We start from the raw sequence: 22,058 nt of genomic DNA, 5'->3' as shown, positions 1-22,058 counted from the left end.
ATCACAGATGCAAGGTGCGCTTCTACTCGACGGTGGAACTCGTCAACGCGCTGGAACAGGAAAAGGCGCTCGGGAAGGCCGGGAAAATGGCCGAGATGCTCACCAAGGTCGACTTGGTCATCCTCGACGAACTGGGATACCTGCCGTTCAGCTCATCAGGCGGCGCGCTCTTGTTCCACCTCCTGAGCAAACTCTACGAGCGCACCAGCGTGATCATCACCACAAACCTCAGCTTCTCAGAATGGGCGCAGGTCTTCGGGGATGCAAAGATGACAACCGCGCTCTTGGACCGGCTCACACACCGATGCCACATCCTGGAAACCGGCAACGACAGCTACCGCTTCAAAGCCAGCTCCGAAGCCGCCAAGAAAACAAGAAAGGACACACCAGCATTGACCACAACATAACCGCCGAGGAATAAACAAGGGTGGGTCAATTCTCGGTGAAAATACCGGGTCACTTCTCAGCAGAAATCAACAGCAAAGACGCCTTGATGACAATGAATGCGAAGTCCGTGAGAGCATGAGCGCGCAGGACGGCTCCGAGGTTGCTTCGGTTGAGCTGGAACGCTTGCAAATGATCGGGCTAAAGCTCTGGGACCACCGCGACGCCTTCGAGCAAATGCGGGATCTAGCCTGTGACCATTTCTCTGCAGCGACAGGTTCGCCTTGGATGCCCCGCACCGGATCGAAAGTCTCGCACAGAGGTCTGACATCTGCTGTTGTGGACAGTCGGGCCTTTCTTTCGGCCAAGCGCCGCAAAGAGATCGAAGTGCATTGCCCTGAAGGCACCCGTATTGCTTTCTCAGGTGGGGACTACCAAGCCTACGATCTCATCTGGTCAGTCCTCGATGCCACGCATCAAAAATACCCCGATATGGTTCTGCTCCATGGAGGGACTCCCAAAGGTGCAGAGATGATCGCAGCACGGTGGGCAGATACACGCGGCGTGACGCAGGTGGTGTTCAAGCCCGACTGGAAAAGCCACGGCAAAGCAGCCCCGTTCAAGCGCAACGACAAGATGTTGGAAATCCTGCCTCAGGGATTGATTGCAACGCCAGGGTCAGGGATCACCGAGAATATCGTAGACAAAGCGCGCAAGCTCGGGATCCGCGTGAAGAGGGTTGGGGTGTAAGCCCCGGTTCACGCGCCGCGCAACAAGTCCTGAACGACTGACGGTTTTTTGGCGATGAGTGCTAACAGGACCTGTGCCGGTCCTGTCGGATGCCGACGTCCGTGTTCCCAATTTAGCAAAGTTCCTTTTGCCACACCGATGCTTTTGGCGAATGCGGCCTGTGATAAGCCGGTTTGCTGTCGGACTTCTGCGACATTGACGCTGGTTACAGTAACCTCATGCACCATCGCATCAGTGGCATCACCGTTGGCCACGGCCAGAGCCTCTCCAAGGCCATTTTTTACGCTCTCAAATGCACTCATGTTCCATCTCCATATCTTGAGACAATCGCTTTGCTCATCTCGACAGCCGCAGCTTGTTCTGTCTTTGACAGATTGGCCTTCTCATTCTTGGCAAAAACCGTAATCAGAAAAATAGGCATCTGAGTTCCACCAAATACATAAATCGTCCTGAATCCACCGCTCTTACCGCTGCCGTCCCGAGGGATACGTACTTTGCGCAGACCACCTCCGAGGGATACACCCGCCTCAGGATTGGCCGCGACAAAGTTTATTGCAGCCTCGCGTTCATGGTCAGACATGATTGCCTTGGCGCGCCTCTGAAATTCTGGAAGCTCAACAACAGTCTGCAATCGTTTCATCATTTCAATACATATATGCTTCAATGACTTATATGTCAACGACGTATGGTACCCTGCTTGCGCATGCAAGTCCCAAGATGGTTGACCTCGCCACTCTCTTGCCGGTTGTGAAAAATCGTCCTTTTTGCAGTTCGGATTCCGAGCCTTTAATCAGCAGTATTGCGATGCCCTATTTCATCCGTCACCACAAAATCGGAAAGCCACCCGATTCGAAATATGGATGCCGATGCTATTGGTTGGGCTTGGCGAGGCAAACACCACCAGATCTTGCAAAACCAGCCACTAGATGAAATATCTTAAGTATTATCAGATTGTTATGCGCAAAATCTGCCTTTTTTGGGCAATGTTCGGAAAGCTCCAGAAACAAGCAACGCGCAAAAAAATGTTGCCTGGGGATAACTTGCGTGTCATGAGTTCAATTGTCGCTAACCAACGCAAATCACGTTATTTAGCGACGAAACAGAAATGACCCGGTAAGAGGTCGTGAGGGCAACATGAATTCAGACTCTAATAACGCACAAACCAGCACAATCGCCGCATCGATTGCAGCGAATGCCGCCCGCCTGTCGGAAGCGTTGAATCATCATATGCGCAACAGCTTCCAGCCCGATAGTCGAAAAGCGCTGCGCAAGTTTCATCCTGCTGAAGTTTCTGAGCTGACAGGTATCAGCATGTCTAATCTTAGGACACGTCATCAAGAAGGCGATTTCCCTGACGTAGAGACTGATTCCAGAGGTCGCAGGCTATACACTGCACAGGAGATTGATCAAATCCGTCATGTCATGGCGAAAACTGGTCGAAATGGTGAGGCATACCTTCCTGGACGTCGTGATAACGACGCTCTTCAGATTATTTCCATCGTCAACTTCAAAGGCGGGTCCAGCAAAACGACAACTGCGATCCACTTGGCCCAACGCTACGCCTTGCGAGGCTATCGCGTTCTTGCAATCGACATGGATCCGCAAGCCAGCTTGACCACAATGTTCGGATACCGTCCTGAAATCGAGTTCGCCGAGAACGGTACGATCTATGACGCGCTTAAGTATGAAGATCCGCTACCATTGAGCCAGATCATTCGAAAGACCTACTTTCATAATCTTGATCTCGCACCTGCGGGCCTCTTATTATCCGAGTACGAGACTGAGACGGCCTATGCACTTCAGCACAAGATTGATCCTCCTTTTACACAACGCCTTGCAATCGCCCTCGACGAAATTGAGGCCGAATATGATTTAGTAATCATAGATTGTCCGCCTCAGCTTGGCTTTACAACGATGACGGCCCTGTTGGCGTCAACTGGCCTTCTGATCACGGTTGTTCCCAGCATGTTGGATGTTGCCTCAATGGCGCAATTCCTTGAAATGGCTGGAGAAACTGTCCAAACCCTAGAAGAGGCCGCAGGGCCAATCGATTGGAATTTCCTAAAGTTCTTAGTCGCTCGATATGAACCGACCGACGTACCCCAATCACAAATGGCGGGCTTCTTACGGTCCATTCTTCTTGATCAGGTGTTAACCACGCCAATGCTCAAATCCACAGCGATCTCCGACGCTGGGATGACGCAGCAAACCATCTATGAGCTGGATCCCTCACAAATCGTAAAGAAGACACTAAACCGCATATTAGAGTCTGTTAACGGCGTTGCGGATGAGTTCGAGAAGACGATCCAGCAAGCTTGGGGAAGGGATACTGACTGATGGCCCGTAGAAACCTATTCCAGCCGCCTCCTCCACCTGATGCGGACAGCACGGCGGCACCGTCTAGCGAGCAAAAAGCGCGTTTTCCAAATACTGGTGCAATGAGCGGCGTGAAGTCTACTTTGAAAGATGTTGCGAGCAACGCGGTGCGGGAAATCTCTGTTGATGTCATCGAAGAGAGCGGCCCCAAGGATCGACTCTCGTTCACCGATTCGGATATCTTAACGCTGGCGGAAAGCATCAAGGCGCACGGCCAGCAAGTCCCGATTATGGTGCGGCCGATCTCGGACAAACCGGGGCACTACAAGATCGTCTATGGCCGCCGCAGATTGCGGGCTTTGCGGTCGCTCGGCATTCCCGCGAAAGCACTTGTCAGGTCTCTTTCTGATGAAGAGGCTATTCTTGCCCAGGGACAAGAAAACACTCAACGCTTGGACCCAAGCTTCATTGAAAAAGCGCTTTTCGCCACCGAACTGGCTACAAGTGGCTACGAGCAAGCAATCATTCTGGATGCCCTCGCTGTGGACAAGCCAATGTTATCGCGCATGACCAAAGTTGCACGGTCTATTCCAAAGTCAGTCATCGAGAAGATCGGCTCCGCGCACGGCATTGGACGCAGACGTTGGGAAGAGCTGGCAGACCAGTCGCGCAGCGATAGCATCGATCTTGAACAGGTCACCGCAACGCTTCAGTTTAATGCAGCCAGAAGCTCCGACGACCGCTTTGGCATGGTCAGTGATGCCATTACTCAAGCGCTGAAATCTAAAGCCCCAGACAAACCAGCTGCCCCCCCTACCCTATCGATCAAACTTAGCGATGGGACGGCTTTGGCAGAAGTAAAAGAGACGGCCCGTGCTTTGACATTCAAGCTGTCGAAGTCTGATGCCCCGGAATTTGCCCAGTGGATGCGTAACAACGCAGAAGCTGAGCTTACGCGCCTCTATGAGGCGTGGCAGTCAGAGCAAAAGCCTGACTGATGTCGACCGAGCAGTAAAACTTAAAAAAGGAGCACGACCAACAACCCAAAAAAGAAAGAGCCCCCCAAGGTTTCCCTAGGAGAGCCCAATCTGTTCTTTGCACTTTCAGATTTACCAGCTTCTCCGCGCCAGTCAATAACAACCGATTCGGTTGCTGAAGATTTGCGGCCTTTTTTCTGATTTTCAGAGATATCGGAGCCTTTCACATCAGGTTGTCGTGAAAAAACATGGCATTTACAAAAGCAACTGCACCCACTGGGCTGCGGACCAATGAACTATTGTCCGCGGACAATTCCCTTCCAGAGCGTCACATCGTCATAGCAACGCTCCGCAACGCCGCTCCGCGTCTCGGCTTGAGCGCGTCCGTAATTTCAACATTAGATGCGATGCTTTCGTGCCTCGCACCCAAACGCAATCACCACACTGTGTTTGCATCAAACTCGACGCTCACGTTTCGACGCAATGGCATTTCAGACAGAACGATCAGACGTCATGCTGCAACATTGCAGGAAACTGGGCTACTCGTTCGCCGTGACAGCCCAAACCGGAAGCGCTTCACTAAGCACAACCGCATTGAAGGTAAAGCTCTACGGTTTGGCTTCGACCTTACACCGCTCTTTGACCGACTTCACGAAATTTCAGCTTTGGCAGCAGAAGTCCTGAGGGAACGGGAACAGATCGATTACCTGCGCGCTAAGATACGTACTGCCGCCAATGCAAGCCTCGTCGAAAACCCTGACGACGACAGGGCCCTCAACATATTCCGTATTCTTCGACGCAAGTTATCGCTCGAAGACTGCGAACAAATCCTCGCAAACCTACCAGTTACTGAAGTTGAAGCTGAGGGACCAGACGATCAAACTCCTAATTTGACGACTACTCTGACCGCCAGTAACGGTCAATTTGTCCGGCACCATCATAAGTCAAATAAAGAACATATTGATAAAGAGAGTGTTGCTTTAAAAAAAGAAACTCCTCTTACAAGTTCCGATGCTCCGATCACGATCCCAGAATTGTTATCAGCTTGCCCACAGGCTGCCGAATTTTCACTGAGAAAGATTGAAACAATTCATGATGTCGTAGCTCACGCTCGAACGCTTGCACCGATGATAGGGATCACGACCCAAAACTATGATGCAGCACATGCAAGACTTGGTGCACTAAGAGCTGCAGCCACAGTATGGGCGATTATGCAGTTCCATGACAAAATCAAAGCCGTTGGTGCCTACTTTCGTTCAATTACGACGGGATCGAAGAGTGACAATTTCAGCCCAGAAAGATTGGTAAGGCGTCTTGCTAAGGCTCAGAGTTATGCCGCGTGAACCAAAAATTGTCCGCGGACAATTTTCTCAAAGTGATGTCATTGCCACAGCCTTTGTCGTCCGGGCAGGGGGCAACGACACTTAAAACAGACGGCTGCTCGCGGTAAATTCCGAACGAAGAAACGGCGTCGTTGATAGAAAGAGGGCAGGGGACTCAAAATCAGGCACTTCACAGCTCGAATTATAAAGCTCGATCAGTTTCAGGTGTGTAAGAAGTACCTGGGATAGGACTGCCGACACTTTCGCAAGATGATCTGTTGCAAGCGGAAAGAGGCACTACGCTCAAACGTGACAGCGTCGAGCTACTTGCTGATGATCGAGATAGACAGCTCACGTGACCTGACCGCGCGCCGAGAGCGAGTGAATGTGAACTCTACGAAATTCCCAGAAAACCTATGTTCTAGGCAAACTGTAGATGCACTAATGAACAAATGGTGAGACATCTAATAGACAAATGGTGGGATCTCTAATATGCATTCTGTGAGAAAAAAGCGGACCTCTTTTTCGGTTTGGGCTTCATCAGGCGAGGGAGAGACAAAAGGTTCATGACTGATACAGAAGAATATCTGCCAAGGCACCTCATCCCAGAGCTTGAAGATGCACTTGCATCAGCACGTGTGGTCAACCTCATTGGTCCAAGGCAAGTTGGCAAGACAACACTTGTACGAGACTTGTTTGGCAATGGCCGTTTCATCACATTGGATGACGCAGCTGTCTTGGCGGCCATTGAAGCGGACCCGGAGGGGCAGCTTACCAGCTTAACGGAAAATTTGAACAGCGAGCCGCTTATCATTGATGAGGCCCAGCGATCCAAAAAACTAGCTCTCGCGATCAAGATGGTCGTCGATACCAATCGGCGTAAGGGGCAATTTGTACTTACCGGCTCCTCCAACGTATTCACAACCACTGATGTGGCTGACTCGCTTGCGGGTAGAATGCGAACACTTAAGCTCTGGCCCCTATCCGTCGCTGAAGTCAAAAAGGCACCCGTCAATCGCATCATGGATTGGGCGATTCAAAACGAACCGAAACTAGGGCAGGTGGGTGGTCCAGAACAGGTCAATCGACATGACTACATAGATCTCATCCTAGAAGGTGGTTTTCCAGAGGTGAGAGAGCTGCCGATCAGATCCCGCCAGCGGCAATATCGGGATTACATCGACGCAGTGGTGGAGCGCGATGTCGCTGATATCATGCCGGTTCGAAAACCGGATGCGTTGCGTATCCTGATAGATCAGATGGCGGCACGCTCCGCGCAGGAAATCAACACTTCCGAGCTTTCTAAACTGACGAAACTGCAACGGGTTACCGTCGATCAATACCTTGATATCCTGCTAAGGCTGTCAATGTTGACCAAGCTGGGTGCCTGGACATCAGGCGAGGGCAGGCGGGAGATCAAGAACCCGAAATACCATTTTGCAGATACTGGCATCGCCTGTGCCCTTCGGCGTTTCACCCAAGATACCTTTACTATCGACAACAACCCTCAGGCGCTTGGCGGCCTGCTAGAGAGCTTTGTTCTGAACGAAATCCAGCGTGCCGTCCCAATGCAGGCCGCTGACTACCGGCTCTATCACTGGCGCAGTGCAGACCAGCGGGAAATTGACATCCTGATCGACGGTGGCAGCCACTTGGTCTGCGTTGAGATCAAGGCGTCTGCATCAGTCAATGGAGATGATTTCAAACACCTCAAATGGTTTTCAAAAGACGGGCCTGGTCGTAGTAAAAAATGCACGGGGATCGTGTTCTACCTAGGCCAAGAAAAGCTCACCTTTGGCGACAGGAACTTCGCCCTTCCGGTGAGCGCGCTTTGGAGCACGATCAATTTTTGATTGTGTTTCAAATGCCCTGATCCCCGGCTTGATCTGTTGGCTTCGTGTCATCGAGATTGCAAATGATCACTGGTCTGCCGCAAAAATAGATGATGCGAAGACGCTGACGCAAAGCAAGGAGGGCAGGGGGCTCAATTTTGATGCCAACAGCTTGAGTGAAGCCTTAGTGGCGATGTGGTACGTCGACCATACCGTCGGATGTTTCTGCCAGAAAACCAAGCCAACTGAGTGGTTGCAGAACATGCGTGAAGATGAACCCGACGTGGTCATAGTATTCCCGATCAATCACATGCGCACGTTTTTCGAGACCATAGAGCGTCTTGACGAGATGCGCTTCTGTGAGGCCTTGTTCGGCCTCGACGTTGATGATGTTGAGGAAGATGTCCCAGTTTCCGGGAGCTGCGAACTCTGATCGGGCATTTCGCGCGTGATTATATTCAAACAAGTACGTTTCAGCGATTTTGGCGAAGAACGCACCACGCTGGCAGGCAAGGTGTTGCGCCTTTTTTGAAATCTGAAACTTACCCTTAGTATGACGCCCGAACTTGGCGAGGATGATTAGGTCATGGACGACCATGGCATGTGGCACGTCCCATTCGTTCAGAACCTTGTTGAGCGTCATCAATTCATCGGTGTGGTATCGCGGCCAAGGTGAATGATCTGCCATCCAATGGGCAAACTTGCGATTGAAGGCTTTGGTCTGCGTGAGCCCGATCCCACCATGAGCAGTGGCATACTCAAATGCGTTTTCCATCGCCTTCAGAAGGCGGGAGTGATCGAGTACTGGATCACCATCAGCAATGTCTTGGTACTTAATCATGTAGTCGCCTACCACTTTGGCCGTCTCAATGTCGATTGAAGCAAAATTTGAAGGTTACCTACTCAAATGATTGTTGCTTTCTGTAAACGTAGACCGGACTTTCGCCGCGGTCGCAACGAAGGGGAAGGAAGCGGGACATAGTGAGTTTTCGCTGCGGCTGCGCCAACGGCCGCTACCGAATGTGGTATAAATACTCAAGTTCCAACGGACGCACTAGATCTTCGTTAAACCCTTCCAACCATTTTGGGCCACCAAACGCAGCCGGGCTAATGTTCTGTTACAATCGTCAGCAATGCTTCTAGGGCGATAACAATATCTACACGCCCCTTAGATGCTAGATCATCCAAACCGATAAATGCTCCGTAGACTAACTGCACCAGCGCGGGTTCATTCTGCCCAATGTCACATAGCAATTTTGCTACTAACGACAGTCTGATCTCATCAACCTCGCTTACGACTGCCAGAGCGACTGGATCAGTTAGAGCCCATGCTCGCATCGCCGGTTCAACCCGCCGCCCTCCAAATTTGTCTGGGGCAGGTTTTGCTGCACGAGCCGCCAATACTCTAAGGCGTTTGAATTCGTCTGGCTCAGCTAGAACGTAACTTTCGATTTCTTGGACAACTCCGTCGCGCCAGAGGCTCAACATGGCGCGTTTGAAAGATGGAACATCGTCGAAATTCCAATAAAACGATCCCTTGGTTGCGCCAAGACTCCGTGCAAGGGCCTCTGCTCTGATTGCGGTTGGTCCATTGGTTGTAAGGGCCCGAAAACCTGCGGCCAGCCATGCCTCTTCGGTAAATTTAATTTTGTTCATTTTAGAAATATACGCCACCGTATTTACAAAGGAAACCGGATAAAATATACGCTGCCGTACATTAAGCTCCTAAGCTAGCGAGACTGACTTGGAAAATACCTCTGAAATCGAATTTGTGCGTCTAACCGATATCTCGTTGGAGGCCATCATTTCACATATGAATGACCCCCGTGTCGCCGCGCATATGCCACTTTTGACCTCCAAATGGACGCTTGAAGATGCCAAAAAATTCGTGATCGGAAAGGAAGATACTTGGCAACGCGATGGTTTGGGGCATTGGGCAATCCTAAGTGATGGTGCTTATGTTGGATGGGGTGGGTTTCAAAAGGAAGGCGAAGACTGGGATTTTGGTCTCGTCCTCATGCCGGACCACTTTGGTCTAGGAATCCGAATTTCGCGTAAAGCTATTGAGTTCGCATCCGTCGACCCTCGCATCGATTTTGTCACATTTCTCCTTCCTCCGTCCCGCAAGAATTTGGGTGCACTGTCTCGTGGTGGGGCCAAATTCGTCGAAAATATTGAATATGATGGCGAAGTTTTCAAGAAATTTAGACTTGAGACGACGTGCCAAACGCATCCTAGCGACTAGGGGAAAAATTGGATTTTGCAGGGCAAGTACAGAGTAAGCGGACGTTGGTACTCCGCGCAGCATCCGGTACTTTGGGCTCGAGGACGAAGCCGCTCGCGCGGCACTGGCGCTTTTGGCAGCTGTTGATCTGTACCTGACAGGCCTGCGCATTTTGCGATTTGGCTGACCTGTTTGACGATTGAGGTTTCTCAATCGACAGACAGGAGGATTTCATGGTCAGCGAGAGAACAACACCGCTTCGGGAGCGGATGATCGAAGATATGCGCATTCGGGGTTTGGGGCCCCAGTCCCAAAGGGCGCATATCCGGGCGGTCAAGGATTTCGCCGCGTTTCTGAAGCATGCACCAGATGCGGCGACGCCCGAGGAGCTGCGCGCGTATCAGCTTCACATGACAGACACCGAGGTCACGCCCTCTGTCTACAATGCCCGCATCACCGCCCTGCGCTTCTTTTTCTCGATGACCTGCGGGCGTGATGAGATGAAGAAGTACATGCAATTCCGCACCCAGCCGCGCAAGCTGCCTGCGGTGCTCAGCGTTGAGGAAGTGTCCGAGCTTCTGGCCGTAGCACCTGGCCCCGGGCTCAAGTATCGCGCGGCGCTCAGTATCTCTTATGGTGCGGGGTTGCGCGCCTCCGAGGTTTGCAACCTCACGACCGGCGATATCGACAGCGACCGGATGTTGATCCACGTCGTGCAGGGCAAGGGGCGTAAAGACCGCAAGGTGATGCTGTCGCCTGCATTGCTTGACCTGTTACGTGACTATTGGTGCGAGGCGCGGCCCGAAGGGTGGATGTTCCCGGGCAAACCCAAGATCAACCCGATCTCGCCGCGTCAGCTCAACCGGGCCTTCACATCGGCCAAGCGCATGGCAGGGATCAACAAGCCCGCGACGCTGCATACCCTGCGGCACAGTTTTGCCACCCATCTGCTGGAAGCCGGGACGGATGTTCGGGTGATCCAGGTGCTCCTGGGCCATGCCAAGCTGACGACAACTGCCCAGTACACCAAAGTCGCCACCAAGATGATCCGGGATACGACCAGTCCATTCGAGGCCCTCAAGCAGTTGAACCTCCAGACCCGCAAAAAGCGACCGGAGTGACGGACGGGGATTGCCGCGCGCAAGGCTGGAGGTCGCTGAGATATTCCGCAAGTATGGTCCCGCGTGGCGGCGGGCCAATGCAGGGCATGTCAGCCTGAGCCAGCTCAAAGTGATGTCGGCGATAGAAGCTTGCCGAACGGAGGCCCTCGGCGGGCATGTGGCCGCCTGCACCAAATGCAGCCATCGGCACATCGCGTATAACAGTTGCAAGAACCGACACTGCCCTAAGTGTCAGGGGCCGGCCGCACGGGACTGGATGACAGCCCGCGCTGAAGACTTGCTGCCGGTCGCGTATTTCCACCTGGTCTTCACCCTGCCAGCCGAGATTGCGCGGATCGCTCTCTGGAACAAGCGGGCGGTCTATGGCCTGCTGTTCCGGGCGTCCGCCGAGACCGTGATGACCATCGCCGCTGATCCCAAGCGCCTCGGAGCGCGTGTCGGTATGACCAGCGTCCTGCACACTTGGGGCTCTGCGCTCACCCACCATCCCCACATCCACATGGTCGTGCCCGGTGGTGGGCTGTCAGCAGATGGATCGCGTTGGGTCGCATGCAAGCCAGGGTTCTTTTTGCACGTGCGGGTGCTGTCACGGCTGTTCCGCCGCCTGTTCATCGAAGGACTGATGGCGCTGCATCGCTCGGGTGATCTGGCGTTTTATAGTGGCCTAAAAGGGCTGGCTGAGACCGGTGCATTTGCAAACTGGTTGGCCCCGTTCCGCAAAACCGAATGGGTGGTCTATGCCAAACCGCCCTTCGGCGGACCCGAGCAGGTGCTAGCCTATCTCAGCCGTTATACCCATCGTGTCGCCATCTCAAATAGCCGCCTCGTCAGCGCCGATGCCAACACCGTGGCGTTCCGATGGAAAGACTACCGGATCAAGTCAGGTGACCGCATGAAGGTTATGCGGCTCGACACGGGCGAGTTCATCCGCAGGTTCCTGATGCATGTCCTGCCTGACGGCTTTCACCGCATCCGCCACTACGGCCTGCTGGCTTCCGCACAGCGCAAGGTCAATATCGCAAAGGTCCGTGCCCTAATCGGGGCAAGCGCGCCAGAGCAGAAACCACCATCCGAAGATGATCCTGCACCACTTACCCTGCGCGAACCATGCCCCTGTTGCGGCGGTACACTGCTGATCATCGAGACATTCAAACGCGGCCAGGTTCCCCGATCCCGCGCGCCACCAAGGAAACAGGCCGCATGATCGACTGCACGTTCATCCCATCCAATGCAAACCGGCTGCTTCAGCAACACCGGCCAAAATCCCTTGTGTGCAGCGATCCCGCTGATCGCAAAAAAAGGTACAAAACGGCTACGGCCCGGATTAAATCTAGGCCAAACGCTCTGGCGGAACACAGAAACAGCCAACTTCAATCTGCACAACAACACATCAACAGTAGTCACAAGCACAGCCCACAGCGCTCTTTCCCCATAGATACCGCCCAGCCCCCGCGGCTTCCTCCCTGAGAGATTTTCCAACGCGGGCCACACTCACACCAAGTCGAAGCCTCGCACCCTGGCCCGCATCAGAAAATCTTCATCTTCTGTAGCATTCGTTGCGCTATTTACGAACGGCTGCTTTCGCTTACCGTAAAGGCCAAATACCTATCGAAACGACCCCTGACTAAGCTAACAATTGCGCCCGCAATCGCGCAAATTTATTGGGTAGCGCATCATGATCCGAGGTCAAACCGTCGATGCAGTAAGGGTTCAGGAATTGCCGCCCGCCGAAGAGAACTTTGTCGATCGCGCTTAGGTTTGCTAAGTCACAGACAGCATCCCATTCGCCAGCGATTGTAATAATCTGCTGTGTGATGATGTCGACGGCCTCTTCATCCGTGAGCAAGAAGTCAGGCGCTGCAGCAAGGCAATTGGCCAATGTGCTCATTCGGTTATCGCCCTTGATCAACATCGCCTGTGTCGCTTCATTTCCTGTGCGGCCTTGTGGGCAGATGTCATAGGCAGGGGAGAGTGTGAGCATCTTGCCGTCCCAAAAGGCCGCGTGATTGCGAGCATGATCGTCCGTATTGCCGCAGAGTACGTTAAAGCAGATCCGGCCAAATAATTCTCGCAGCGTCTCCTTAGGCTTGGCGAAGCGGTGACGGATGATCTCGGCTAAATCCTCATAGGAGGCATAGCGCGCCATCATCTCATCCAGCCCAAGGATTGTCAGCGCAGACACCATCGCTTTGCGATGCCAGTCCTCACCTGCGCGGGTCCGATCAAAGCGCTCGATCAAGAGCACGTCTTTGCCGCCTGCCTCGATCATTGAGACGGGAGCGACGTCTAGGCCGCAGGCAGCCGCGAGCTTCATCGCGATGAATTCCGCTTTCACAACGCTATAGAGGTCGCCGCTGGCCGAGAACTTGGCGATCAACTTGCGATCACCACGATCGATAAGCGCTTTGGGCCGTGCGCCGCCGATAGACGTGCCATGGTTGAGCGCTTGATCAAGGCCGGGTGTCAGCGGGACACCTTTTTCAATAAGACTGGCAGCCTCAATGAGCTCCTCATATGTCGCTTCGGATTTCTGACGCGGCACATACTCCGTCGCGGATGCTTGGAAATCGAGGGCACCAATGCGGTCAGAACCGGATGCAAGCAGGTAGGATATCTCTGTGATGTTGCCGACTTCCGCTTCACTCGCCTTTGCGCCAACTAAACGATTGATGATGACCCGTCGGCCCCAAGCATCCGGAGAACCATCGCGAATGCAGCTTGCCATCGAAAGCCCGGCCTCAGGTTCGATAATGCCACGGCGAAGTGGGAGTTCCGGCGCGTATATCGGTATCGCATCCTTGCGCTCGAGGTAACTTGCGCCGTAGTTGAACACGAACCGGTCTGCATCTTGGGTAATGCGCCCCGCCACGACTGGGGTAGGGCTTTCTGGCAGCCAAATCCAGACGAAGGCCTCTGAGGCTTGATCAAGGTTAGAAGTCATCGTTGACCTCCTGTTTTGATGTCCGGACGCTCTTAGGCAGCAGCGTTAGTTTTTCATCAAGACGGGAGTTGTGCATGGCGAGTGTGCTGTCGTCGACATCAAACAGGCGGACGCCAACAAGCGCAGCGACCTCGAAGACTGTACCGATTTCGGGGCCGGGCGTTCCTTTTTCGATGTTGTACAACGTCGTGCGGCTAATGTTTGCACGGTCCGCAAGGTCTTGCGCCGTCATGCCGCGTTCTGTGCGTGCGACGCGGATCAGTTTGCCGAAGACAGACAAAGCCTGCTTCGTAACCCGTGAATAGCTTCTCTTGCGTTTCATGTCGCACCATCATTGTCTGATTAGATGGACGTTAAAAGCTTTACGTCCAATATACTGAACGAGTACTGTCAATCGATAGCCAAGTCAAGACGCCGTTCAGTTTTCTGAACGTAAAGCAACTTATGTGCAGTTAATTAAACGTCACTGATCCTTGATGCATCCATTCCAGCTAACCGGCTTCACCAGAGTTTGCGGTAAGATCAAAGAGAACGAGGCGTGTCGCTCTCGGGCCTAGCGGAGGCTGGGTCTCGTGATTGGCAAAATGTCAGTCAAACTGGAAATAAAGATGCCTCTTCGCAGTTTCTTTTGTCAGCGTTCACTATCAACGACGTGGCCATGCGCTTTCTCCATATGTGTTGAGTTGCTCGATAATGCTGGTCGCAGCTGTCGCCCCGGTCACAAAGGTTGTCCCCGATCTTTTTCCCCTGACCCTGCGGGCCATTCCTCGCGGAACAAAAAGAGCGGTGCCTGCCCCTCTCCGCTGCGCTCCGCCTTCGGTGTGTCCAGGCCTTAGCCAGCTGCAAAGTGACCATCATTGCAACGCAAACAAGGAGAAAAGCAATGACCACGAACTGCATCAAATTCACCAGTGACGACATCGAAACCGCAAAAGGCGTAGGCTCAATTTCAACCCTGACCTTCGACCTCGACATCACAGTCGAGCCCGTTGCCAGCAGCAACCCGATGGCACCAACGCACCGCGTCCTTGGCCGTTCCCCGCGCGGCAAACTGGTTGAGTGCGGTGGCATCTGGAAGAAGCAGAACAAAGACACCGGTTCTGATTATTTCACCCTGACGGTCCGGGATCACGCCTTCAACGCCAACCTTGGCAAGGCCGCGAGCCAGGATGACATGTCCCTGCAAGCCATTATCCCTTGGGGCCCGAAAGAGGCCGCTTAACAAACAAGCCAGACCGCTTCGGCGGTCTGGCTGCCGTCTCTGCACCAAAAAGAGAATTTCAGCGAGATGAGATTGCAAGTTCAGAAGTCGAGAGGCTGTGTTTGGTTGGTCTTCCTTGTGCTAAGATACTATTGAAGCGTTTTAGGTGGCGACGAATTAATCGCCTAAAGGCATTGCGCGGCACCGGTGGTGTTGCCTTGCGATAGAGTGAACGTAACAGGGAGTAGTTGATTATTAACCCCACCCATGCTATCTAATGGCCAGACAGGAAACTGTCGGCGACCCGTTATGCCGTGTGCAGGGCGAGCGTCGCGGTGACCCGAGCCATAAAAGGTAAGGTTGCAAGCCGCTCCTAAAAGCCGCCCCTTGGGCGGTTTTTTTGATTCAGATGACACGAATGCCAAAGTTCTCATGAAGACCCTTCGCGTTGTCCTCGCCCTTATGAATCCACGTTCGAGAATACGCCACCAGATCCGCCAGCTGTAGCAATCGTGACGCCGCTGAGTCGATCTGGCTGATCTGATTGACCGCTTGGAAGCGCCCGTCATTGTCACAGGCCTCTTGAAGCAACCTCTGGCATTCTGGGTCAGTGTTGTGATGGTTCTGGTCAAGGATCAGCTCAACATTCCCCAAACCACGATTGTTGATCTTGTGCAGTTTGCGAAATTGCCCAATCGCAACCTTCACAGTCTCAATCACATTGCCAGCATAGATTGCTGGTGCTGTCCCATCGATAACTGTCCCCAACCGGTTCATCAAAACCATCTCGGGCCTGTCAGTTTGCGCATATCGCCCCAGAAGACTTTGCAGATACTCTTTCTTGAGATTGACCGCATGCAATTCGTTTGCATTGGGTTCAAGTAGGTCACTCAAAGATTTGTCTGCCTTACCGCATTCTCGCGCCCATGCCATGACGCAGCCTAGCGCAAAACCATTCTGACCCGCCGTTCCGCATTCATCAATGAAGCAGAGGATACGCTTATTCTGGGCTGCCATCGGTCTTGCCCTTCGTATTTCTGGCGTTGGCTCTTGCGTTCGGCTTCTCGGTCAGAGTCGTTGATTGCCTCCGCTCCTTTCGTTCTTCATCAAAATCAGGCTCAAGCTTCTTCAGTGCCTTAACCAACCCATCAAGATGGTACCTGTTTGAGCCGTAATCGCCTGCCGCAGTTTTCCATTGCTCACGCATCACAAGTCCACGCTCTTCAAGCGCCTTGATATTTATGCGCAGTGTTTGCTCCGTAATTCCCATCCTTTGTGCGAGATCACGCTTGGACGGGAACGGTGGGCGGGCAGGGTCAAACCAATAGCTCATAAGTTGCGCAACAATGTTGAATTGCGTCGTGCTAATCCCGAGCCGCTTTTGTCCGCGCATCAAGATGTTGGGCAAAGCCGTGTAGCCATGGTCCATGACCTTCGCGCCAAAGATTCTCTGGGTCGACGACTTCTTCTCAGCGTCATTTTCCGTACTAGGCTCCGGTGCTATTTTCACCCCTACCTGTTTTCTAGTTGGTTTTGCCATCCTGGGCCTCCTTGGCAATTGATCTACGGAGGCTTTAGCGAGTTCTCAATACGCTGGCGGGGCCTACGGCTGGTGACTTTTCCACCCTACCTGAATTACGATATTGCGCTGCTCATGACTCGCGCTTATCGAATGACGCTGCTTAGGTGCTTTAAAATCAACGTCAGGTGGGTACGATAATCGCACCTACCGTATGGTGGAAAATATATCAACGCCAAAGTGGGGATTTCGGCCAAGGGAACCCGACTTTACGTGTTTTCAGCATATTACTTTGCATGTTTGATCGCATCAACTGCAATCAGTTATGGCTTTTTTCACCAGAGTATTGTGCGTCTTTGACGTTTGCCTCCCGTCGCGCTGCCGTGATGTGGGTTAACCGTCCCAGTTGGTGGGCAACACTGCGGTTGTTTGCATTGGCAGACCCGCTCAGGACGTGTGAATTCGAAGCATAGAATACTCGTTGGGTTTCAAATGTCCGAAATTTGTAGTATATTTCGGACATGTCAGATATTGCTCGCATCCAGACTTTGCCAGATCGCCTCCTCGCGCGCATTATTGATGTGCCCCAGCGGGTTTGGACTCCAGTGGATTTTGTCGACATCGGCGGCCGCGATGCTGTCGACAAAGCGCTGCAGCGCATGGTCACGTCTGACCAGTTGCGGCGGATTGGGCGAGGGCTTTACGACAAGCCATCCCAGAATGCGCTGACAGGCAAAACTAGTGTACCCGACTACCGCGCCGTCATCGATGCAATCTCGCGTCGCGATCAGGTTCGCTGGTTGATCGATGGTATGACGGCTGCCAACACGCTCGGCCTCACCAATGCGGTGCCGGCTAAAATCGAGGTGCTTGTAGATGCACGGTTGAGGCCTGTCTCTCTGGGCAATCAAAAGATCGTTTTCAAACAGGCAGCTCCAAGTCGGCTGTATTGGGCAGGGCGCCCTGGCATGTATCTGGTGCAGGCGTTGCACTGGCTTCATGACGCTATGTCGGATGATGTTGAGCGGAAGGCCGTTCTCAAAACGGTACGCCGCATGCTTGCAGATAAAGAAACGGGTCCCACTCTTTTGGACGATCTGAAGGGCGGCTTGTCAGCCATGCCGATCTGGATGCAGGAAATTTTGCGGGGGCCTCTGTTTGATGCGGCCGAGGTTCATCAGGGATGAGCATGGAGGGTTTGAACGCCTCGCTCGTGTCACGTGCAGACTTGGCTGAGCGTGTGGGTGGCTACGACAGAAAACCGAGACGATGATCTTCGGTGAGGCTCCGTCCTTTGATGCAATCTTGGTGTCGATTGGGGCGCTTGAAGACCAATTGAATCGAGCCTGATCTTGTCGGTTTGAAGCGGCTGTGCGGTTTCTTGAGGCGGCTTGATTTGCCGCATCTTCGCATTTCAGTGTGGGGTTCTGTCCTCTGTCGAATGCAGGCAAACTGGTGGACGACGATCGATCTAACACCCCCGTTGTAACCCTCCCCATTGACCTGTTGGCCCATCAGATCGCTAGCCCGGAGGCGAGCGGCCTGCAACGCTTGGGTGAGGTTTCTGGACGGCTGACGCCTTGCGCTTCGCGCACAACAAACATCGCCCGTCGCGTGCTCCATTTCATTGCGCCCCAAGTTGGGTGCAACCCGCTCTGATGCCTCCAGACTTTTTCACGATCCGTCCAACGACGATCAATGGAAAGGATCACAACATGACATACGAACAATCCCTCGACCTGGCAGAACTGCAAGCTGACATGGCATTTGAAACCTACCTCTCAGCATTTGAAGATGGCGACCATCCCGAAGTCATAGACAGCCTCGCAACCGAGGCTCTGATTGCCCAATATCGCTGCGCAGATTTGCGCACTCAGGATCTGGCTCATTGAGCCAGATACCCCTGCGGATTGATTGATCCGCAGGGGTGGGCGACCTCCAGTCGGAGGGCCCAGACAGGCAGATGCAGAAGCTGACACCGACGCGGTCGGGCGTCAGCTTTGTGTGTGTTCTCATGTTGATCACTTGATGCGCCTTGGGGGTGCAGACCCTTGAGTGGTGTTTTGTAGGTGAAGGCCCGCGCTCGCTTTGTGCGAGCTGCCAACAGGGTCAGTCAGAATGTTTCTGATAGTTGGTGTGGCCTCCGGGAAGCGGCGTGAAGCGCATAGAAATTGAACTCATGCAAAAAGATAAATTGCGCAATATGTAATATTGATATATGAAGGAAGAAGAAGAGAAGGACGTTGGCAGGATATGCCACTTGTCTGCGACATTTGTCCGAGGGGTTTGAGAGCGTGCCACGCAACACAGAATCCGCCTGCACATGCGAACGCGCTTGCAAGCAAACGCTGCCTCGCATGCGCCGTCGGGCATTTGAATTTGGATGTAGCGAGGTACGCTTGTGATGAAGACAGGAAGACCAAAACGCCTCAAGCTGGAGCAGCGCATTGAACTGGCGCGGCGTTACCATGCAGGTGAAACCCCAAAGGTCTTGGCAGAAGCCTACGGCGTCTCTCGCAGGCATGTGACGCGGCTGGCAAAGGAAGAGCAGGGCGAAGGGCTGGCCGTGCGTGATCCCTCTGAGCGGGTCAGTTTCCGCGCCTCAGCGTCAGAGCTCGCCGCCTTTGATGCGGAGTGGCAGACACGTGGTTTTGCCAACCGCTCCCAAGCCCTCAATGCAGTGCTGCGCGGACGATGTGGGTTCCTTGATGTGCCGCGCGATCTAGTTGCTGAATTCTGTGCCCGTTGGCGACAAGCCAAGGACGTCAGTGATGCAGGTTTGGCGCTCGCAAAAGCCGTGCATCGCGGCAAGGTGTCTGTGTCACCCAAGGATCGGGCCTTGCTCGTTGAATTGCTCGATCTTGCGCAGGGCATGAGCCGTGAGCTTGGTCAGATGAAGGATGCAGCGCAGGTCCGGCGCAAGCAGGATTGGCCGTTAAAGGAAGAAGGGGATGCCACCCTGCGAGCGCATCCAGATGAGCCTGCGCGTGCGACATCGGGGCTGCGCTTGGTGGCAGGGGATAGCGGCCGCGCAGGAGTGCGGGCGTCGGCGGCATCGGCTCCGAATGGAGGGGCTACGCAACAGGCGGGCAGAGCGGTTATCGATCGGAACTTCTCCAATGGCTGATCCGCTTGCTCTCTACAGTTCCGTCATGGGGAAGCTCTGGGAGGATGAGCGGATCCGGGGCAAGGCAGCGGCGCGGATTGATGCGCGTATCGCCGGTCGACGGCAAGGGCGCAGCTTTGGGCGCGTGGGATCTATGTCGGCACGCAACGTCGCCAAGGCCGCCAGTGGCCAGAGCCGTGCGGCCGTGTTCAAGCGGATCAGGGCAGGGGGCTGCAAGACTCAAACCTCTCTTGGCAATCAGCTTACCTATATCAATGACAAGGCGGTCTACACCTATTCGACCATGACCAATGCGCTGACCGACGCAGCGGTGCTGTCTGAGGATCAGAAGGTCGACATCATCGAGGCGTGGTCCGAGACCTGGCGTGGGTCGACGAAGCTCGGGTTCACCTCGCATATGCTGTTGTCGTTTCCGACTGACGTCACCGTCGATCAGGTGCGCGACATTGCGATGGATTGGACCGAGCATTTCTTCGAGAGCGGCGAATACGGTGATCAGTGGGATTACGTGCTCGCCGTGCACGACGACCGCGCACACAAACACGCCCACATCGTTCTGAATAATCGAGGCCTCGATCAGGGGACATGGTTTTCTTGTTGGGCCGAGGGCGTGATGTCACCGCAGCTGATGCGCGAAAAGCAGGCCGAGATCGCCGAGGGCTACGGCGTCATGCTCGACGCCACCACGCGGCTTGAGCGCGGCATTTTCGAGAAGCCCGCAGGCCTCGCCGAAATCTACTGCGCCAAAGAAGAAGCGCGCCTGCCGCGCGAGATCATCATGACGGCTGAGGAGTCTGCCGTAGCACAAGCCCAGGTCGTGGGCTTTGCCAAAGACTACACAGAGTTCGCAGACCTGCTGGACCGCATGGACCAGCGCCATCTGGCCCGCGCGGTGCGCGGCATGGCGGAGAACCTCGGCACAGGCACCCCATGGAAATTCACCGAAGGAGAGATCGATATGAAGGACATCAAAACTGTCGGTGATGCTATCGACTATTCCGAGCGCACCATCGAGGCGTTGCGGCTGAAGGCCGAAGAGCTGGACGTGTCAGAGCGCGCCGCGTTTGAGGCCAAAGCGGCTCCCGTCATCGCCGACTTGTCGCAGATGGTGCCCGATCCCGAATTGCGGGCGCGGTTTGGCAAGCAGCTCGAAGAGCCTTATCCGCCGGGTGCCGGAAGCGAGGTACTGATTGCGGCGTTGCGATCCGGCAATGACGACGCTTTGAAAGATGTCCTCGCGCAGGCCGACGAGGCGGGCATGGACGGTGACGAACTGGTAGCACGCATCACCGCAGGCGGCACCAAGAATTATGGCATGGCGCAGGACTGGGTTGAGCGTGATATGAATGCCGTCCTGAGCAAAGACGGGCTGACGGTCGAGAGTGCCAGTGATGAGCAACTCGATAGGGCCTTGGAACGTGTGGACGGGGTTATGGAAGCCCTGACCGAGCGGGCCAAAGAACTGGGCGTCGCAATTGGACTCGGCCTTGCAGAGGAAGAAGCGGCAGACCTGCCTTTGATTGATGAGGATGATCGCAGCCCCAATACCTATCTGCAGGATTTGGCGGATATGCTGCGCGACGGGCAGTTGTCGGAAGCCCAAGAAGAAACCGTTGAGCGCACCTTGCAGGCCGAGTTGTTCAAAGAGCTGGGTGAGGAAGGCCTCGGCGAGCTGCGGCGTGGGAACTATGAAGTCCTTGATGACGTGTTGCCCAGCAAGATCGATCAGATCACCGTCACGCAAGAATTCTTGGAAATGACCTTCGAAGAAACCGGCGACCAAGTGTTCACCGATCGCGCATCCAGTCTGCAGCAGGACAAGGCAACCGAAGTGGCGCAGCTCAAAGGGCAGCAAGAGGCTCAGGTGTTGATTTCTGCTGAGAAGTGACCCGGTATTTTCACCGAGAATTGACCCACCCTTGTTTATTCCTCGGCGGTTATGTTGTGGTCAATGCTGGTGTGTCCTTTCTTGTTTTCTTGGCGGCTTCGGAGCTGGCTTTGAAGCGGTAGCTGTCGTTGCCGGTTTCCAGGATGTGGCATCGGTGTGTGAGCCGGTCCAAGAGCGCGGTTGTCATCTTTGCATCCCCGAAGACCTGCGCCCATTCTGAGAAGCTGAGGTTTGTGGTGATGATCACGCTGGTGCGCTCGTAGAGTTTGCTCAGGAGGTGGAACAAGAGCGCGCCGCCTGATGAGCTGAACGGCAGGTATCCCAGTTCGTCGAGGATGACCAAGTCGACCTTGGTGAGCATCTCGGCCATTTTCCCGGCCTTCCCGAGCGCCTTTTCCTGTTCCAGCGCGTTGACGAGTTCCACCGTCGAGTAGAAGCGCACCTTGCATCTGTGAT

General features: G+C 54.1%; 23 protein-coding genes. 14 read left to right on the top strand and 9 right to left on the bottom strand.

All coding sequences use genetic code 11. The features are described from left to right. On the top strand, positions 1-407 hold a 407-nt coding region (locus E2L05_RS17055), incomplete at its 5' end, for an ATP-binding protein (RefSeq protein ID WP_165971777.1). Positions 408-522: 115 nt separating this feature from the next. Next, a complete protein-coding gene (locus E2L05_RS17050; protein ID WP_243722035.1) occupies positions 523-1,134 on the top strand; it encodes a DUF2493 domain-containing protein in 612 nt (203 codons plus the stop codon). 8 nt (positions 1,135-1,142) lie between these two features. On the opposite strand, the gene E2L05_RS17045 is transcribed toward E2L05_RS17050, so the two are convergent. Both E2L05_RS17045 and E2L05_RS17040 read right to left on the bottom strand, forming a co-directional pair. Continuing rightward, entirely contained in the window at positions 1,143-1,436 is a 294-nt protein-coding gene (locus tag E2L05_RS17045) for a helix-turn-helix domain-containing protein (protein WP_133344040.1), read from the bottom strand. After that, positions 1,433-1,774 carry a type II toxin-antitoxin system RelE/ParE family toxin gene (locus E2L05_RS17040; protein WP_133344041.1) on the bottom strand — a complete coding sequence of 114 codons (342 nt, stop codon included), beginning with the start codon at positions 1,772-1,774 and terminating at the stop codon, positions 1,433-1,435. Before E2L05_RS17040 ends, E2L05_RS17045 begins: the two co-directional genes overlap by 4 nt. A 494-nt stretch (positions 1,775-2,268) precedes the next feature. Here E2L05_RS17040 and repA point away from each other — a divergent pair, with 494 nt between their 5' ends. The 4 genes from repA (at position 2,269) to E2L05_RS17020 (ending at position 7,602) form a co-directional block, all read left to right on the top strand. Beyond that, entirely contained in the window at positions 2,269-3,471 is a 1,203-nt protein-coding gene (gene repA, locus E2L05_RS17035) for a plasmid partitioning protein RepA (RefSeq protein WP_133344039.1), read from the top strand. After that, the gene (repB, locus tag E2L05_RS17030) at positions 3,471-4,448 is read left to right on the top strand and encodes a plasmid partitioning protein RepB (RefSeq protein WP_133344038.1); all 978 of its coding nucleotides are present in this window, start codon (positions 3,471-3,473) and stop codon (positions 4,446-4,448) included. Before repA ends, repB begins: the two co-directional genes overlap by 1 nt. 227 nt (positions 4,449-4,675) lie before the next feature. After that, on the top strand, positions 4,676-5,770 hold the full coding sequence (gene repC / locus E2L05_RS17025) for a plasmid replication protein RepC (protein WP_133344037.1): 1,095 nt from the start codon (positions 4,676-4,678) through the stop codon (positions 5,768-5,770). Positions 5,771-6,315: 545 nt separating this feature from the next. After that, the gene (locus E2L05_RS17020; protein WP_133344036.1) at positions 6,316-7,602 is read left to right on the top strand and encodes an ATP-binding protein; all 1,287 of its coding nucleotides are present in this window, start codon (positions 6,316-6,318) and stop codon (positions 7,600-7,602) included. A gap of 163 nt (positions 7,603-7,765) precedes the next feature. Here E2L05_RS17020 and E2L05_RS17015 read toward each other — a convergent pair whose 3' ends face one another. Together E2L05_RS17015 and E2L05_RS17010 are read right to left on the bottom strand one after the other, a co-directional pair. Beyond that, on the bottom strand, positions 7,766-8,422 hold the full coding sequence (locus tag E2L05_RS17015) for a hypothetical protein (protein WP_243722034.1): 657 nt from the start codon (positions 8,420-8,422) through the stop codon (positions 7,766-7,768). A 266-nt stretch (positions 8,423-8,688) separates the two neighbouring features. Further along, positions 8,689-9,237 (bottom strand): TetR/AcrR family transcriptional regulator, encoded by a 549-nt coding sequence (locus tag E2L05_RS17010; RefSeq protein ID WP_133344035.1) that lies wholly within the window; start codon positions 9,235-9,237, stop codon positions 8,689-8,691. Between the two features lie 88 nt (positions 9,238-9,325). On the opposite strand from E2L05_RS17010, the gene E2L05_RS17005 reads away from it, so the two are divergent. From E2L05_RS17005 to E2L05_RS16995, 3 genes are all read left to right on the top strand, one after another. Continuing rightward, entirely contained in the window at positions 9,326-9,826 is a 501-nt protein-coding gene (locus tag E2L05_RS17005) for a GNAT family N-acetyltransferase (RefSeq protein ID WP_133344034.1), read from the top strand. A gap of 212 nt (positions 9,827-10,038) precedes the next feature. Beyond that, complete coding sequence (locus tag E2L05_RS17000; RefSeq protein WP_133344033.1) at positions 10,039-10,926, top strand: tyrosine-type recombinase/integrase; 888 nt, start codon at positions 10,039-10,041, stop codon at positions 10,924-10,926. Between the two features lie 10 nt (positions 10,927-10,936). Then, on the top strand, positions 10,937-12,130 hold the full coding sequence (locus E2L05_RS16995) for an IS91 family transposase (RefSeq protein ID WP_133344032.1): 1,194 nt from the start codon (positions 10,937-10,939) through the stop codon (positions 12,128-12,130). 420 nt (positions 12,131-12,550) lie between these two features. Here E2L05_RS16995 and E2L05_RS16990 read toward each other — a convergent pair whose 3' ends face one another. Both E2L05_RS16990 and E2L05_RS16985 read right to left on the bottom strand, forming a co-directional pair. Beyond that, positions 12,551-13,867 carry a type II toxin-antitoxin system HipA family toxin gene (locus E2L05_RS16990; protein ID WP_133344031.1) on the bottom strand — a complete coding sequence of 439 codons (1,317 nt, stop codon included), beginning with the start codon at positions 13,865-13,867 and terminating at the stop codon, positions 12,551-12,553. Next, positions 13,857-14,189, bottom strand: coding sequence for a helix-turn-helix transcriptional regulator (locus E2L05_RS16985; RefSeq protein WP_133344030.1), 333 nt, complete (start codon positions 14,187-14,189; stop codon positions 13,857-13,859). The genes E2L05_RS16990 and E2L05_RS16985 overlap by 11 nt, the downstream gene beginning before the upstream one ends. 561 nt (positions 14,190-14,750) lie before the next feature. Between E2L05_RS16985 and E2L05_RS16975 the strand changes: the two genes are divergently transcribed. After that, positions 14,751-15,089, top strand: coding sequence for a DUF736 domain-containing protein (locus E2L05_RS16975; protein WP_133344028.1), 339 nt, complete (start codon positions 14,751-14,753; stop codon positions 15,087-15,089). A gap of 384 nt (positions 15,090-15,473) precedes the next feature. Here E2L05_RS16975 and E2L05_RS16970 read toward each other — a convergent pair whose 3' ends face one another. Continuing rightward, a complete protein-coding gene (locus tag E2L05_RS16970; RefSeq protein ID WP_133344027.1) occupies positions 15,474-16,085 on the bottom strand; it encodes a DUF3800 domain-containing protein in 612 nt (203 codons plus the stop codon). Next, positions 16,069-16,608, bottom strand: coding sequence for a helix-turn-helix domain-containing protein (locus E2L05_RS16965; RefSeq protein ID WP_133344026.1), 540 nt, complete (start codon positions 16,606-16,608; stop codon positions 16,069-16,071). The genes E2L05_RS16970 and E2L05_RS16965 overlap by 17 nt, the downstream gene beginning before the upstream one ends. Before the next feature lie 500 nt (positions 16,609-17,108). Here E2L05_RS16965 and E2L05_RS16960 point away from each other — a divergent pair, with 500 nt between their 5' ends. The 4 genes from E2L05_RS16960 to E2L05_RS16950 all read left to right on the top strand — a co-directional run bounded on the left by E2L05_RS16960 (position 17,109) and on the right by E2L05_RS16950 (position 21,602). Continuing rightward, positions 17,109-17,774 carry a DUF6088 family protein gene (locus E2L05_RS16960; RefSeq protein WP_072629739.1) on the top strand — a complete coding sequence of 222 codons (666 nt, stop codon included), beginning with the start codon at positions 17,109-17,111 and terminating at the stop codon, positions 17,772-17,774. Between the two features lie 528 nt (positions 17,775-18,302). Continuing rightward, a complete protein-coding gene (locus E2L05_RS20845; protein WP_165971797.1) occupies positions 18,303-18,479 on the top strand; it encodes a hypothetical protein in 177 nt (58 codons plus the stop codon). Between the two features lie 512 nt (positions 18,480-18,991). After that, on the top strand, positions 18,992-19,714 hold the full coding sequence (locus E2L05_RS16955) for a helix-turn-helix domain-containing protein (RefSeq protein ID WP_133344025.1): 723 nt from the start codon (positions 18,992-18,994) through the stop codon (positions 19,712-19,714). Further along, positions 19,707-21,602 carry a relaxase/mobilization nuclease domain-containing protein gene (locus E2L05_RS16950; protein ID WP_133344024.1) on the top strand — a complete coding sequence of 632 codons (1,896 nt, stop codon included), beginning with the start codon at positions 19,707-19,709 and terminating at the stop codon, positions 21,600-21,602. The genes E2L05_RS16955 and E2L05_RS16950 overlap by 8 nt, the downstream gene beginning before the upstream one ends. A gap of 49 nt (positions 21,603-21,651) precedes the next feature. Here the strand turns inward: E2L05_RS16950 and E2L05_RS16945 are convergent. Then, on the bottom strand, positions 21,652-22,058 hold a 407-nt coding region (locus tag E2L05_RS16945), incomplete at its 5' end, for an ATP-binding protein (RefSeq protein WP_165971777.1).

Origin of the sequence: Meridianimarinicoccus aquatilis (assembly GCF_004358675.1) — a bacterium.
In the GTDB taxonomy this organism is placed as follows: domain Bacteria; phylum Pseudomonadota; class Alphaproteobacteria; order Rhodobacterales; family Rhodobacteraceae; genus Meridianimarinicoccus; species Meridianimarinicoccus aquatilis.
The sequence above is the reverse complement of the archived record's forward strand: the minus strand, read 5'-3'. Positions and strand labels throughout refer to the sequence as shown.

Bases quoted from the DNA above. Each gene is read 5' to 3' on its own strand.
- repB (WP_133344038.1), top strand. From the start codon at position 3,471: ATGGCCCGTAGAAACCTATTCCAGCCGCCTCCTCCACCTGATGCGGAC.
- E2L05_RS17010 (WP_133344035.1), bottom strand. From the start codon at position 9,237: ATGAACAAAATTAAATTTACCGAAGAGGCATGGCTGGCCGCAGGTTTT.
- E2L05_RS17045 (WP_133344040.1), bottom strand. From the start codon at position 1,436: ATGAGTGCATTTGAGAGCGTAAAAAATGGCCTTGGAGAGGCTCTGGCC.
- repA (WP_133344039.1), top strand. From the start codon at position 2,269: ATGAATTCAGACTCTAATAACGCACAAACCAGCACAATCGCCGCATCG.
- E2L05_RS17015 (WP_243722034.1), bottom strand. From the start codon at position 8,422: ATGATTAAGTACCAAGACATTGCTGATGGTGATCCAGTACTCGATCAC.
- E2L05_RS16960 (WP_072629739.1), top strand. From the start codon at position 17,109: ATGTCAGATATTGCTCGCATCCAGACTTTGCCAGATCGCCTCCTCGCG.
- E2L05_RS16990 (WP_133344031.1), bottom strand. From the start codon at position 13,867: ATGACTTCTAACCTTGATCAAGCCTCAGAGGCCTTCGTCTGGATTTGG.
- E2L05_RS16975 (WP_133344028.1), top strand. From the start codon at position 14,751: ATGACCACGAACTGCATCAAATTCACCAGTGACGACATCGAAACCGCA.
- E2L05_RS16950 (WP_133344024.1), top strand. From the start codon at position 19,707: ATGGCTGATCCGCTTGCTCTCTACAGTTCCGTCATGGGGAAGCTCTGG.
- E2L05_RS16970 (WP_133344027.1), bottom strand. From the start codon at position 16,085: ATGGCAGCCCAGAATAAGCGTATCCTCTGCTTCATTGATGAATGCGGA.
- E2L05_RS16985 (WP_133344030.1), bottom strand. From the start codon at position 14,189: ATGAAACGCAAGAGAAGCTATTCACGGGTTACGAAGCAGGCTTTGTCT.
- E2L05_RS16955 (WP_133344025.1), top strand. From the start codon at position 18,992: ATGAAGACAGGAAGACCAAAACGCCTCAAGCTGGAGCAGCGCATTGAA.
- E2L05_RS17020 (WP_133344036.1), top strand. From the start codon at position 6,316: ATGACTGATACAGAAGAATATCTGCCAAGGCACCTCATCCCAGAGCTT.
- repC (WP_133344037.1), top strand. From the start codon at position 4,676: ATGGCATTTACAAAAGCAACTGCACCCACTGGGCTGCGGACCAATGAA.
- E2L05_RS16965 (WP_133344026.1), bottom strand. From the start codon at position 16,608: ATGGCAAAACCAACTAGAAAACAGGTAGGGGTGAAAATAGCACCGGAG.
- E2L05_RS17040 (WP_133344041.1), bottom strand. From the start codon at position 1,774: ATGAAACGATTGCAGACTGTTGTTGAGCTTCCAGAATTTCAGAGGCGC.
- E2L05_RS17050 (WP_243722035.1), top strand. From the start codon at position 523: ATGAGCGCGCAGGACGGCTCCGAGGTTGCTTCGGTTGAGCTGGAACGC.
- E2L05_RS20845 (WP_165971797.1), top strand. From the start codon at position 18,303: ATGACATACGAACAATCCCTCGACCTGGCAGAACTGCAAGCTGACATG.
- E2L05_RS17000 (WP_133344033.1), top strand. From the start codon at position 10,039: ATGGTCAGCGAGAGAACAACACCGCTTCGGGAGCGGATGATCGAAGAT.